The organism is Methylocystis sp. H62 (genome assembly GCF_015709515.1).
Taxonomy (GTDB): Bacteria; Pseudomonadota; Alphaproteobacteria; order Rhizobiales; family Beijerinckiaceae; genus Methylocystis.
The window spans coordinates 77,013-90,561 of record NZ_JADNQZ010000053.1 but is presented as its reverse complement, the minus strand read 5'-3'; the positions used below and the strand labels follow the sequence as shown (position 1 = coordinate 90,561).

The following is a 13,549-nucleotide window of genomic DNA, read 5'->3' as shown; positions in this document are numbered from 1 at the left end:
CTGCGGCCAATTTGCCGACGGCGCGCTTCCTCTCTTGCTTTGCACAATGGCCTTTGTTACGGAACGCGCGGCCTGGAGTCGTTCTAAGGAATAACGCCAAGGAAACGCTCCCGCGACCGGCCCTCGCCCCGCCGAAGTCGGACCAGACTCATGCCGCTGCTCGAACAATATCTGCCGCTGGTGATCTTCATCGCCCTTTCGGCCGTGATTGCCGGCGCATTGCTCGTTGCGCCCTTCCTGCTTGCGTTCAAGGCGCCGGACCCCGAAAAGCTCTCCGCCTATGAATGCGGCTTCAATCCCTTCAATGACGCGCGCATGAAATTCGACGTGCGCTTCTATCTCGTCTCTCTGCTTTTCATCGTTTTCGATCTTGAAGTGGCCTTTCTCTTTCCCTGGGCGGTGGCCTTCAAGGAAGCGGGCGCCTTCGGCTTCTGGTCGATGATGGCCTTCCTTGGCGTGCTCACCGTCGGCTTCGTCTACGAGTGGCGCAAGGGAGCTCTGGAATGGGACTGATCGAAAAGGAAGGCGTGCGCCAGACTCTGATCGCGCCGCAGCCCAAGGGACTGATCGATCCGCGCACCGGCAAGCCTGTCGGCTCGGACGACCCGTTCTTTCTGCATCTCAACGACGAACTCGCCGACAAGGGATTTTTCGTCACCGCCACGGACGACGTCATCAATTGGGCGCGCACCGGCTCGCTGATGTGGATGACGTTCGGTCTCGCCTGCTGCGCCGTCGAGATGATCCAGGCGGCGATGCCGCGCTATGATCTGGAGCGCTTCGGATTTGCGCCGCGCGCAAGCCCGCGCCAGTCCGACTGCATCATCATCGCCGGCACGCTGACGAACAAAATGGCGCCGGCGATGCGCAAGGTCTACGACCAGATGCCGGAGCCGCGTTACGTGATCTCGATGGGCTCCTGCGCCAACGGCGGCGGCTACTACCACTATTCCTATTCGGTGGTGCGCGGCTGCGATCGCATCATTCCGGTCGACATCTACGTGCCGGGATGCCCGCCTTCGGCGGAGGCGCTCGTCTACGGCATGCTGCTGTTGCAGAAGAAAATTCGGCGCACGGGCACGATCGAGCGCTAACGACGCGAAACTGAGGAGTTGTCCGCCCTCGTCCTTCGAGACGCCCGCTTGCGCGGGCTCCTCAAGATGAGGTCGGGTCAAGCAATTCGCTCATCCTGAGGAGGCGGCGCAGCCGCCGTCTCGAAGGACGAGGGAATGGCGGCAGGCCAAGGAATTTAGAATGTCGGCTGAGTTGGAAGCTCTCGGCGCTAAAATCAGCGGCGCCTTGCCCGGCGCGGTGACGGAGCTGAAGGTCGCCTATGGCGAACTGACGCTGACCGTCGTGCGCGACCGCTGGCTTGAGGTCGCCGCCCATCTGCGCGACAGTCCCGACTGCCTTTTCTCGTGCTTCATCGACGTGACGGCGGCGGATTACCCGCAGCGGGCCGAGCGTTTCGAGGTCGTCGCGCATTTCCTCTCGCCTAAACACAACCGCCGTATCCGCATCAAGACGCCGGCGTCGGAAGAAACGCCTGTCGCCTCGCTCGTCACGCTCTATCCCGGCGCGGACTGGTTCGAGCGCGAGACTTACGATCTCTTCGGCGTGATCTTTTCCGGCCATCCCGATCTGCGCCGCATCATGACCGACTACGGCTTCGACGGTCATCCGCTGCGCAAGGACTTCCCGATGACGGGCTTCGTCGAGGTGCGCTACGACGACGAGCAGAAGCGCGTCGTCTATGAGCCCGTTCGGCTCAGCCAGGAATACCGCAATTTCGATTTCCTCTCGCCGTGGGAGGGCGTGCATTACGACCTTCCCGGCGACGAGAAGGCGAGCAAGTGAGCGCGTCGAGATGAACGATCAAACCCCCGCGCCAGCGAAGCCCGAATCGCAAGGCTTGCGCAACTTCAACATCAACTTCGGACCGCAGCATCCGGCGGCGCATGGCGTGCTGCGCCTGATCCTCGAGCTCGACGGCGAAGTCGTCGAGCGCGTCGATCCGCATGTGGGCTTCCTGCATCGCGGCACCGAAAAGCTGATGGAGTCGCGCACCTATCTGCAGAACGTGCCCTATTTCGATCGGCTCGACTATTGCGCGCCGATGAATCAGGAGCACGCCTTCTGTCTCGCGATCGAGCGCCTGCTCGGCGTCGAGGTTCCGCGCCGCGGCCAGCTCATTCGCGTGCTTTACGCCGAAATCGGCCGGCTGCTCTCGCATCTGCTCAACGTCACTTCGCAGGCGATGGACGTTGGCGCGCTCACCCCGCCGTTGTGGGGTTATGAAGAGCGCGAGAAGCTGATGGTGTTCTACGAGCGCGCCTCGGGCGCGCGCATGCACGCAAATTATTTCCGGCCCGGCGGCGTCGCGCGCGATTTGCCCGACCAGCTCGTCGAGGATATCGGCGCGTTTTGCGATCCGTTCCTCAAGGTCCTCGAAGATCTCGATACGCTCTTCATCGGCAACCGTATCTTCAAGCAGCGCAACGTCGACATCGGCGTCATCTCTCTCGAAGACGCCTGGAAATGGGGCTTCTCGGGGGTGATGGTGCGCGGCTCGGGCGCCGCCTGGGATCTGCGCAAGGCGCAGCCTTACGAATGCTACGAGGAGATGGAGTTCGACATCCCGGTCGGCAAACACGGCGATTGCTACGACCGCGCCGTGATCCGCATGGAGGAGATGCGGCAGTCGACCTCGATCATGAAGCAATGCGTCGAAAAGCTCATGCGCGCCGAAAACCGCGGCCCGGTGATGGCGCCCAATCATAAGATCACGCCGCCCTCGCGCGGCGAGATGAAGCGTTCGATGGAAGCCTTGATCCATCACTTCAAGCTCTTCACCGAAGGCTTCCACGTGCCGCAGGGCGAGGTCTACGCCGCGGTCGAAGCGCCCAAGGGCGAGTTCGGCGTCTATCTCGTGTCTGATGGCGGCGACAAGCCCTATCGCTGCAAGATTCGCGCGCCGGGCTTCGCGCATTTGTCCGCCATGGATTTTCTCTGCAAGAACCACATGCTCGCCGACGTCTCGGCGATTCTGGGTTCGCTCGATATCGTGTTCGGGGAGGTCGATCGCTAATGTCCGTCCGTCGTCTCGCCGAAAAACAGACAGAGAGTTTCGAATTCACGCCCGAGAACAAGGCGTGGCTCGAGCATCAGATCGCCAAATATCCCGACGGCCGCCAGGCCTCGATGGTCGTGCCGGCGTTGTGGCAGGCGCAAAAGCAGCATGACAATTGGCTGTCGCAGGCGGCGATCGAAAAAGTCGCGGACGCGCTCGGCATGGCGAAGATTCGCGTGCTCGAAATCGCGACCTTCTATTCGATGTTCAACCTCGAGCCCGTCGGCAAATATTTCATCCAGCTTTGCGGCACGACGCCGTGCCTGCTCGCCGGCTCGGATGAGATCATTGACGTGCTGCATCGCCGGGTGGGCCCTCAGCGGCGCGTGACCGACGATGGGCTGTTTTCCTGGCTCGAGGTCGAGTGCCTCGGCGCGTGCTGCAACGCGCCGATGGTGCAGATCAACGACGACTATTACGAGGATCTGACCGCCGAGAATTTCGAGAAGCTTCTCGACAATCTCGCCGCGGGTCGACCGGTGAAGATCGGCTCGCAAATTGGGCGCGTCTCTTCGGAGCCGGTCGGCATGCTCACGAGCCTGACCTCGCTTTACGGCGACGGCGCGAAGTAGCGGAGGGAAGAGGAAAAACCATGCTTTCCGACGCAGATCGTATCTTCACCAATCTTTATGGCCTGGGCGACAGATCGCTTGCCGGCGCGCGAAAGCGCGGGCAGTGGGACAACACCAAGGCGCTGCTCGACAAGGGCCGCGACTCGATCATCAATGAGATCAAGGCGTCGGGTCTGCGCGGGCGTGGCGGCGCCGGGTTTTCGACGGGCCTGAAATGGTCCTTCATGCCCAAGGAAATCGATCCCAAGCGGCCGCATTATCTCGTCATCAACGCCGACGAGTCGGAGCCCGGCACGTGCAAGGATCGCGAAATCATGCGCAACGATCCGCATACGCTGGTCGAAGGCGCGCTCATCGCGAGCTTCGCCATGGGCGCGCATGCCTGTTACATTTACATTCGCGGCGAGTTCATCGCCGAGCGCATCGCGCTGCAGAAAGCCGTCGACGAAGCCTATGAAGCGCGGCTGATCGGCAAGAACAACATCCACGGCTATCCGTTCGACCTCTACGTTCATCATGGCGCGGGCGCATATATCTGCGGCGAAGAGACCGCGCTGCTCGAAAGCCTCGAAGGCAAGAAGGGCATGCCGCGCTTAAAGCCGCCATTCCCGGCCAATGTCGGCCTCTATGGCTGCCCGACGACGGTCAATAACGTCGAGTCGATCGCCGTCGCGCCGACCATCCTGCGCCGCGGCGCCGCCTGGTTCGCCGGCATCGGCAGACCCAACAACGCCGGCACCAAGCTCTTTTCGATTTCCGGCCACGTCAATCGGCCGTGCAATGTCGAAGAAGCGATGTCGATCTCGTTCCGTGAACTGATCGAGACGCATTGCGGCGGCGTGCGCGGCGGCTGGGACAATCTGCTCGCGGTCATTCCCGGCGGCTCATCGGTGCGCTGCGTGCCCTCGCACGAGATCGTCGATTGCCCGATGGATTTCGACAGCCTCGTGGCGCTGAAGTCCGGCCTTGGCACGGCGGCGGTGATCGTGATGGACAAGTCCACCGACATCATCCGCGCCATCGCGCGTCTCTCTTACTTTTACAAGCACGAAAGCTGCGGTCAGTGCACGCCCTGCCGCGAGGGCACCGGCTGGATGTGGCGCGTTTTGCAGCGCATGGTCGAAGGCCGCGCGCACAGACGAGAAATCGACATGCTGTTCGACGTCTCGAAGCAGATCGAGGGCCACACGATCTGCGCGCTTGGCGACGCCGCGGCCTGGCCGGTCCAGGGACTCATTACGCACTTCCGCGACGTGATCGAGAAGCGCATCGATCAATATGCGGCCAATCCGCATCCCGATCCGATCCGCGTGGCGGCCGAGTGAGAATCATGGCCCAAGAGCCCGACAATCTCGTTCTTGAGTTGCTGCGCGGGATGCGCGGGGACATCGCGGACCTTCGTGAAGGCGTTCGTGGGGTTCAAAACGACATTCGGTCCGTTCGCAATGTGCAGGACACGCATACCCTGCGTTTCGACTTTATCGAAGGGCGGGTCGAGACGCTTCGCGAAGCGATGATGACCGCGCTCGGCTTTGCAGTGAACGCGGATGAAAAGCACAAGAAAATCGAGGTTCGCCTGGCGGAGCTGACCGAACGCGTCGAGAAGTTGGAGAAGGCGAAGTGACCAAGATTCTCGTCGATGGCGTCGAAGTGGACGTGCCCGGAGAGTTCACGCTGCTGCAGGCCTGCGAGCAGGCCGGCGCCGAGATTCCGCGCTTTTGCTATCACGAACGCCTGTCGATCGCCGGCAATTGCCGCATGTGCCTCGTCGAGGTGAAGGGCGGGCCGCCGAAGCCACAGGCGTCATGCGCCATGTCGGTGAAGGATTTGCGCCCGGGTCCGAACGGCGCGCCGCCGGAAGTGCTCACCAAGTCGCCGATGGTGAAGAAGGCGCGCGAAGGGGTGATGGAGTTCCTGCTGATCAACCATCCGCTGGATTGCCCGATCTGCGATCAGGGCGGCGAATGCGATCTGCAGGATCAGGCGCTGGTCTTTGGCGTCGACAGCTCGCGTTTTCATGAAAACAAGCGCGCGGTCGAGGACAAATATATCGGCGTCCTGGTCAAGACCGAGATGAACCGCTGCATCCATTGCACGCGTTGCGTCCGCTTCACGGCGGAGGTCGCCGGCACGGGCGACATGGGCGCGATCGGCCGCGGCGAAGATATGGAGATCACCACCTATCTCGAAAGCGCGATGACCTCGGAGCTGCAGGGCAATGTCGCGGATCTTTGTCCGGTCGGCGCGCTGCTGCCCAAGCCGCAAAGCTTCCGTGGCCGTCCCTGGGAATATCAGAAGACCGAGACGATCGACGTGATGGACGCGCTTGGCTCGGCGATCCGCGTCGACTCGCGCGGCCGTGAAGTCATGCGCATTCTGCCGCGCATCAACGACCTCGTGAATGAAGAGTGGATTTCCGACAAGACGCGCCAGATCGTCGACGGTCTCAAGACGCAGCGCCTTGATCGCCCCTATATCCGCGAGAATGGCCGGTTGCGCCCGGCCTCCTGGCAGGAGGCGCTCGCCGCCGTCGCCGCCAAGACGAAGGCGACGTCCGCGTCGCGCATCGGCGCGCTCGTCGGCGATCTCGCCGCGGTCGAAGAGACCTATGCGCTGAAGCTTCTCGCCGAGCAGCTTGGAACGCCCAATCTCGATTGCCGTCAGGACGGCGCCAAACTCGATCCGAAATTCGGTCGGGCTTCATATCTCTTCAACGCGACGGTCGCGGGGATCGAGCAGGCGGGCGCCGCGCTCATCATCGGCGCCAATCCGCGCAAGGAAGCGCCTGTTCTCAATGCGCGACTCCGCAAGCGCTGGCTCAGAGGCGACTTCAAGATCTCGCTTGTCGGCGAGCGCGCCGATCTCACCTACGACTACGACTATCTCGGGGCCGGACCGGAATCGCTGTTGCAGTTCATCCGCTCCGCAAAGCCGGCTGAAAAGCTGCTGGTCATCGTCGGGCAGGGCGCTCTGTCGCGTGACGACGGGGAGGCGGCGCTCACGCTCGCCGCTCAGGCCGCGCAAAGGCTCGGCGGTCTCGGCGACGGCTGGAACGGCTTCTCGGTCCTGCATACGGCGGCCGCGCGCGTCGGCGCGCTCGATCTCGGCTTCACGCCGGGCGCCGGCGGATTGGATGCGCGCGCGATGGCGAAGGCCGGCGCGCTCGATCTCATCTTCAACCTCGGGGCCGACGAAATCGCCATCGAACCCGGCGCCTTTGTGGTTTACATCGGCACGCATGGCGATCGCGGCGCGCATCGCGCCGATGTGATCCTGCCCGGCGCCGCCTATACGGAAAAGTCCGGGCTTTACGTCAACACGGAAGGCCGCGTGCAGCGCGCCTTCCGCGTCGTCTTCCCGCCCGGAGAAGCGCGAGAAGATTGGGCGGTGTTGCGTGCGCTTTCCGGCGCGCTCGGCGCTCCGCTGCCCTTCGACTCGCTTGCGGCGTTGCGCCGGCTGCTCATCGAGTCCCACCCGCATTTTGCGGAACTGGATGAGATTGCGCCCGGCGAGGCCGCGCAGGTCGTCGCGCTCGCCAATCATCCGGCCGTGGCGATGAAGGATTCCTTCGCGCCGGCAATCCAAAACTTCTACTTCACAAATCCGATCGCCCGCGCCTCGGCGGTCATGGCGGAATGTTCGGCGCTGGCGCAGGGCCGGCTTGCTCAGGCGGCGGAATAGGAGCTTTGGACGTGAACGGTTGGGCGAGCGCCATTTCGGATTTCTTCATCGCGTATCCGCTTGTTCTCGCGCTCGTGAAGAGCGTTTTGCTCGCGGTCGCGTTGCTGATCTACGTGGCCTATGTGATCCTCGCGGACCGTAAAATCTGGGCGGCGGTGCAATTGCGCCGCGGACCGAATGTCGTCGGGCCCTGGGGGCTGCTGCAGAGCTTCGCGGACTTTCTCAAGTTCGCGCTCAAGGAGCCGGTGATTCCGGACGTCGCCAACAAGGGCGTTTTCCTGTTCGCGCCCTTCATCATGGCGACGCTCTCGATCGCCGCCTGGGCCGTCATTCCGGTCGCTGACGGCTGGGCGGTCGGCGACATCAACGTCGGCATCCTCTACATATTCGCACTGTCCTCGCTCGGCGTTTACGGCGTCATCATGGGCGGCTGGGCGTCGAACTCGAAATATCCGTTCCTGTCGGCGCTGCGCTCGGCGGCGCAGATGGTGTCCTACGAAGTCTCGATCGGCTTCGTCATCATCACGGTGCTGCTCTGCGCCGGCTCGCTCAATCTGACCGACATCGTCAACGCGCAGGATACGTCCTACGGCATGGCCGGCTGGTATTGGCTGCGGCTCTTCCCGATGTTCGTCATCTTCTTCGTTTCGGCGCTCGCCGAGACCAATCGTCCGCCGTTCGATCTCGTCGAGGCGGAGTCGGAGCTCGTCGCCGGCTTCATGATCGAATATTCTGCGACGCCCTACGTTCTGTTCATGCTCGCCGAATATGTGGCGATCGTCACCATGTGCGCGCTGCTGACGATCCTGTTCTTTGGCGGCTGGCTGCCGCCGATCAAAATCGCGCCATTCACCTACGTGCCAGGCGTGATCTGGTTCACGCTGAAGGTGAGCTTCTTCTTCTTCTTCTTCGCCATGGTGAAGGCTTTCGTGCCGCGCTATCGCTACGATCAGCTGATGCGTCTGGGCTGGAAAGTCTTCCTGCCGATCTCCCTCGCCATGGTCGTCATCGTCGCCGCCGTGCTGCAGTTCTGGCCGGCGGGACCGGCAGGCAGTTGAGGCCGTCATGAAACTCGATCAAGCCGCCAAGTCGCTCTTCCTCACCGAATTCGTCGGCGCATTCCTGCTGTCGATGCGCTACTTCTTCAAGCCGAAGGCGACGCTCAACTATCCGCACGAAAAGAATCCGCAGTCGCCGCGCTACCGCGGCGAGCATGCGCTGCGCCGCTACCCCAATGGTGAGGAGCGCTGCATCGCCTGCAAGCTGTGCGAGGCGATCTGTCCTGCGCAGGCGATCACCATCGAAGCCGGACCGCGCCGTAACGACGGCACCCGCCGCACGACGCGCTACGACATCGACATGGTCAAATGCATCTATTGCGGCTACTGCCAGGAGGCCTGCCCGGTCGACGCCATCGTTGAGGGGCCCAATTCGGAATTCTCGGTCGAGACCCGCGAGGAGCTTTACTACAACAAAGATCGTCTGCTCGAGAACGGCGACCGCTGGGAGCGCGAGATCGCGCGCAATATCGCGATCGACGCGCAGTACAGGTAATTGGATTTGCGAGCCTGGAGGCTCGCGGTCCAGGGCAGGAATTGGACCGCGAGCCTCCAGGCTCGCATGTGAGCGGCGCGAAAGCGCAGCGCTCGAGAGGACGAAGAACGTGCAGGCCGTATTTTTCTATCTCTTCGCGACGATCATGATCGCCTCGGCCGGCGTCGTGATCTTCGCGCGCAATCCGGTGCACTCGGTGCTCTTTCTCATCCTCGCCTTCTGCAATGGCGCGGGGTTGTTTCTGCTCGCCGGCGCGGAATTCCTGGCGATGATCCTGATCGTCGTCTATGTCGGCGCGGTCGCGGTGCTGTTCCTGTTCGTCGTCATGATGCTCGACGTCGATTTCGCCGAGCTGAAGCAGGGGTTCGCCAAATATCTTCCCGTTGGCGTCGGAGTCGGCGTCGTCGTCCTTGCGGAATTGGGTTTCGTGGCGCTCGGCTGGAGTTCGGCGCCCTCGGCCGCGGACGCCGCCGCCAATCCGATCATTCCGCAAATGAGCAACACCGCGGCGCTCGGCCAAATCCTCTATACGAAATATGTGATTTTCTTTCAGGCGTCGGCGCTTGTGCTGCTCACCGCCATGATCGGCGCCATCGTGCTGACGCTCCATCACAAGCCCAACATCAAACGGCAGAAGATCGACGAGCAGAACGCGCGCACGCGCGAAAATGTGATCGAGATCAAGAAAGTTCCGTTCCGGACCGGCGTCTAACGAGGACATCCATGCTGACCATCGGCCTTACGCATTACCTCGTCGTCGCAGCGGTCCTGTTCACGCTCGGCGTCGCCGGCATCATCCTCAACCGCAAGAACATCATCGTCATTCTCATGTCGGTTGAGCTGATCCTGCTCGCGGTCAAACTGAACTTCGTCGCCTTCTCGCAGTCGCTCGCCGATTTGACGGGTCAGGTGTTCGCGCTCTTCGTGCTCACCGTGGCGGCGGCGGAAGCGGCGATCGGCCTCGCGATTCTCGTCACCTTCTATCGCAACCGCGGCACGATCGCCGTCGAAGACATCAATTCCTTGAAGGGCTGACCCCAGCGATGATTTACGCCATCGTCTTTCTTCCGCTTGTCGGCTTTCTGATCGCAGGCGCGCTCGGACCTTGGATCGGGGTGCGCGCCTCGGAACTCGTCACGACGGGCTTCTTGATGATCTGCGCCGTGCTGTCGTGGATCGTCTTCTTTGACGTCGCGCTCGGACACAATCACGGCTATGCGCCGATCATCGGCAATTGGATGACCGTGGGCGACCTCAAGGTCGATTGGGCGCTGCGGGTCGACACGCTGACGGCGGTGATGCTCGTCGTCGTCAACACGGTGTCGAGCCTCGTGCATCTTTATTCGATCGGCTACATGCACGAGGATCCGGATCGCCCGCGCTTCTTCGCTTATTTGTCGCTGTTCACCTTCGCCATGCTGATGTTGGTGACGGCCGACAATCTCGTGCAGATGTTCTTTGGCTGGGAGGGCGTCGGTCTCGCGTCCTATCTGCTCATCGGCTTCTGGTATCAAAAGCCCTCCGCCAACGCCGCCGCGATCAAGGCCTTCGTCGTCAACCGCGTCGGCGACTTTGGTTTCGCGCTCGGGATTTTCCTCGTCTTCCAGCTGACGAAGTCGCTTGGCTTTGAGGAGGTCTTCGCCGCCGTCCCGGGGCTTGCCGGCAAGACGATCCATGTCTTCGGCATGGATCTCGACGCGCTGACGCTCGCCACCTTCCTGCTCTTCATCGGCGCGATGGGCAAGTCGGCGCAATTCCTGCTGCACACCTGGCTGCCGGACGCGATGGAAGGCCCGACGCCCGTCTCGGCGCTCATTCACGCCGCGACGATGGTGACGGCCGGCGTCTTCATGGTGGCGCGCCTTTCGCCGATTTTCGAATACGCGCCCACGACGCTTGAATTCGTGACTCTGGTTGGGGCGGTCACGGCGATTTTCGCCGCGACGGTCGGCCTTGTGCAAAACGACATCAAGCGCGTCATCGCCTATTCGACCTGCTCGCAGCTCGGCTATATGTTCGTTGCGGAAGGCGTCGGCGCCTATAGCATCGGCGTCTATCATCTTTTCACCCACGCCTTCTTCAAGGCGCTGCTCTTCCTGGGTGCGGGCTCCGTGATCCACGCCATGCATCACGAGCAGGACATGCGCAACATGGGCGGGCTGCGTAAGGATATTCCCTTCACCTTCGCGATGATGATCATCGGCACGCTCGCGCTCACGGGCTTCCCGTTCACCGCCGGTTTCTATTCCAAGGACGCGATCATCGAAGCGGCCTACGCAGCGAGCGAACATCATCACGTGGCGATGTTCGCCTTTATCGCGACCGTGGCCGCCGCCGGCCTGACCTCCTTCTATTCCTGGCGGCTGGTGTTCATGACCTTCTTTGGCGCCCGTAAGGCCCATGCTGTTCAATCGGACCATGCGGATGAGGAGCCGACGGCGGCGCAATTAGCCCATGCGGATGGCGATCACACCCATCAGGATCATTCGCACGACCATGACCATGGCCATGGCCACGACGACCATGGCCATCACGCGCCGCACGAGTCGCCGATCGTCATGCTGGCGCCGCTGGCGGTGCTCGGCCTTGGCGCGCTCGGCGCGGGCATCGTCTTCGGCAAATACTTCATCGGCCATGATTACGATGAATTCTGGAAAGGCGCTCTCTTCACCGGCCGCGACAATCACATCATCCATGAGTTCCACGACGTGGCGCTCGGCGTCGGTCTGGCGCCGACTGTGGTGATGGCTCTGGGCTTCGTCGTTGCGCTCTATTTCTACGTGCTGAAGCCGGGAACCGCGCAGGCGCTGGCGAGGACCTTCCCGCGTCTTTACCGGTTCCTGCTCAACAAATGGTATTTCGACGAGCTCTACGACTTCCTGTTCGTTCGGCCGGCCTTTGCTCTCGGCAGACTGTTCTGGAAGGGCGGCGACGGCGCGATCATTGACGGCCTCGGGCCTGACGGTGTGGCGGCGCGGGTCGCCGATGGCGCCAGGCTCGCGGTGCGCTTGCAGACCGGCTACGTCTATCACTACGCCTTCGCCATGCTCATCGGCGTCGCGGCGGTCGTCACATACTTCATCGCCGGGGGGCTGCGCTGATGTTTGGTTTCGGCATTCTCTCCGGAGTCACCTTTCTGCCGCTCGTCGGCGTCGCCTTCCTGCTGACGCAGAAGGGCGACGATGCAGCGAGCCTGCGCAATATCCGATGGGCGACGCTGGCGACCACGCTCGCGACCTTCGCATTGTCGCTTTACATCTGGTCCGGCTTCGATACGACGAGCGCGGCGTTCCAGTTCGTGGAGCAGAAGAACTGGCTTGGCTCGGGCCTGGTCTACAAGCTGGGCGTCGACGGCTTTTCGATGCCCTTCGTTCTCCTGACGACCTTCCTGATGCCCTTCGCCATTCTCGCCTCCTGGGACTCGATCCAGAAGCGCGTGAAGGAATATATGATCGCCTTCCTGGTGCTCGAGACGCTGATGGTCGGCGTCTTCTGCGCGCTCGACATCGTGCTGTTCTATCTCTTCTTCGAGGGCGGCCTTATTCCGATGTTTCTCATCATCGGGATCTGGGGCGGCAAGCGGCGCGTCTACGCGAGCTTTAAATTCTTTCTCTACACGCTCGTCGGCTCGCTCCTCATGCTGGTCGCGATCCTCGCCATGTACGGCAAGGCCGGCACGACCGACATCACCGTACTGCTGCATACCGACTTCCCCAAGGAGATGCAGACCTGGCTGTGGCTGGCCTTCTTCGCCTCCTTCGCGGTGAAGATGCCGATGTGGCCGGTGCACACCTGGCTGCCTGACGCGCATGTCGAGGCGCCGACGGCCGGCTCCGTGATCCTCGCGGCGATTCTCCTGAAGATGGGCGGTTACGGTTTCATCCGCTTCTCGCTGCCGATGTTTCCTGACGCGTCGACCAATTTCGCGCCGCTCATCTATGCGCTGTCCGTGATCGCGATCGTCTACACGTCGCTCGTCGCGCTGGTTCAGGAAGACATCAAGAAGCTCATCGCCTATTCGTCCGTCGCGCATATGGGCTTCGTCACGATGGGCCTCTTCACGCTCAATGCTCAAGGCATGCAGGGCGCGATCTTCCAGATGATCTCGCACGGCCTCGTCGCCGGCGCGCTGTTCCTTTGCGTCGGCGTGATCTACGACCGCATGCATACGCGCGAGATCGCGGCCTATGGCGGCCTCGTCAACCGCATGCCGCTCTACGCCTTCGTGTTCATGCTGTTCACCATGGCCAATGTCGGCTTGCCGGGAACGACGGGCTTCATCGGCGAATTCCTGTCGCTGACCGGCGCGTTCCAAGCGAACAGCTGGGTGGCGCTGATCGCGACGAGCGGCGTTGTCTTGTCTGCGGCTTACGCGCTCTATCTCTACCGACGCGTGATCTTCGGGGTCTTGGACAAGGCCAGCCTCAAGAACATCGCCGATCTGACGCCGCGCGAAATTGCGATCTTCACGCCGCTTGTTCTGCTCACGCTTTACTACGGCATACAGCCGCAGGCCATTTTGAACGCGACGCAGGCGTCGGTCGACAATCTCATCCAGACCCATACGGCGCTCATCGACGCGGTTAAGCTCGCGGCCGCTGGCCAATGACGG

Annotated in this window: 14 protein-coding genes; all 14 read left to right on the top strand. The window is 62.2% G+C overall.

Going from position 1 to position 13,549, the window contains the following annotated elements; all coding sequences use genetic code 11:
- The first annotated feature begins 150 nt into the window (after positions 1-150).
- The 14 genes from IYY11_RS11310 to IYY11_RS11245 all read left to right on the top strand — a co-directional run bounded on the left by IYY11_RS11310 (position 151) and on the right by IYY11_RS11245 (position 13,546).
- Positions 151-513 (top strand): NADH-quinone oxidoreductase subunit A, encoded by a 363-nt coding sequence (locus IYY11_RS11310; protein WP_014891230.1) that lies wholly within the window; start codon positions 151-153, stop codon positions 511-513.
- The gene (locus tag IYY11_RS11305; protein WP_018407003.1) at positions 504-1,094 is read left to right on the top strand and encodes a NuoB/complex I 20 kDa subunit family protein; all 591 of its coding nucleotides are present in this window, start codon (positions 504-506) and stop codon (positions 1,092-1,094) included. The genes IYY11_RS11310 and IYY11_RS11305 overlap by 10 nt, the downstream gene beginning before the upstream one ends.
- A 160-nt stretch (positions 1,095-1,254) precedes the next feature.
- A complete protein-coding gene (locus tag IYY11_RS11300) occupies positions 1,255-1,857 on the top strand; it encodes an NADH-quinone oxidoreductase subunit C (protein WP_196403949.1) in 603 nt (200 codons plus the stop codon).
- A gap of 10 nt (positions 1,858-1,867) precedes the next feature.
- Positions 1,868-3,088: an NADH-quinone oxidoreductase subunit D gene (locus IYY11_RS11295; protein ID WP_196403948.1), complete on the top strand. Its 1,221-nt coding sequence runs from the start codon at positions 1,868-1,870 to the stop codon at positions 3,086-3,088.
- Positions 3,088-3,702, top strand: a complete 615-nt coding sequence (gene nuoE / locus IYY11_RS11290; RefSeq protein WP_196403947.1) for an NADH-quinone oxidoreductase subunit NuoE — start codon at positions 3,088-3,090, stop codon at positions 3,700-3,702. Before IYY11_RS11295 ends, nuoE begins: the two co-directional genes overlap by 1 nt.
- Before the next feature lie 20 nt (positions 3,703-3,722).
- Complete coding sequence (nuoF, locus tag IYY11_RS11285) at positions 3,723-5,027, top strand: NADH-quinone oxidoreductase subunit NuoF (protein ID WP_196403946.1); 1,305 nt, start codon at positions 3,723-3,725, stop codon at positions 5,025-5,027.
- A gap of 5 nt (positions 5,028-5,032) precedes the next feature.
- Complete coding sequence (locus IYY11_RS11280; RefSeq protein WP_196403945.1) at positions 5,033-5,326, top strand: hypothetical protein; 294 nt, start codon at positions 5,033-5,035, stop codon at positions 5,324-5,326.
- Positions 5,323-7,383: an NADH-quinone oxidoreductase subunit NuoG gene (gene nuoG / locus IYY11_RS11275; RefSeq protein ID WP_196403944.1), complete on the top strand. Its 2,061-nt coding sequence runs from the start codon at positions 5,323-5,325 to the stop codon at positions 7,381-7,383. Before IYY11_RS11280 ends, nuoG begins: the two co-directional genes overlap by 4 nt.
- Before the next feature lie 5 nt (positions 7,384-7,388).
- On the top strand, positions 7,389-8,441 hold the full coding sequence (gene nuoH, locus IYY11_RS11270) for an NADH-quinone oxidoreductase subunit NuoH (protein ID WP_210331315.1): 1,053 nt from the start codon (positions 7,389-7,391) through the stop codon (positions 8,439-8,441).
- A gap of 7 nt (positions 8,442-8,448) precedes the next feature.
- Positions 8,449-8,937 (top strand): NADH-quinone oxidoreductase subunit NuoI, encoded by a 489-nt coding sequence (nuoI, locus tag IYY11_RS11265; protein WP_196403943.1) that lies wholly within the window; start codon positions 8,449-8,451, stop codon positions 8,935-8,937.
- Positions 8,938-9,046: 109 nt separating this feature from the next.
- Positions 9,047-9,649: an NADH-quinone oxidoreductase subunit J gene (locus IYY11_RS11260; RefSeq protein WP_123177172.1), complete on the top strand. Its 603-nt coding sequence runs from the start codon at positions 9,047-9,049 to the stop codon at positions 9,647-9,649.
- An 11-nt stretch (positions 9,650-9,660) separates the two neighbouring features.
- Positions 9,661-9,972: an NADH-quinone oxidoreductase subunit NuoK gene (gene nuoK / locus IYY11_RS11255; RefSeq protein ID WP_409455244.1), complete on the top strand. Its 312-nt coding sequence runs from the start codon at positions 9,661-9,663 to the stop codon at positions 9,970-9,972.
- 8 nt (positions 9,973-9,980) lie between these two features.
- Positions 9,981-12,038: an NADH-quinone oxidoreductase subunit L gene (gene nuoL, locus IYY11_RS11250; RefSeq protein WP_196403942.1), complete on the top strand. Its 2,058-nt coding sequence runs from the start codon at positions 9,981-9,983 to the stop codon at positions 12,036-12,038.
- Positions 12,038-13,546 (top strand): NADH-quinone oxidoreductase subunit M, encoded by a 1,509-nt coding sequence (locus tag IYY11_RS11245; protein ID WP_196403941.1) that lies wholly within the window; start codon positions 12,038-12,040, stop codon positions 13,544-13,546. The genes nuoL and IYY11_RS11245 overlap by 1 nt, the downstream gene beginning before the upstream one ends.
- The last annotated feature ends 3 nt before the right edge of the window (positions 13,547-13,549 follow it).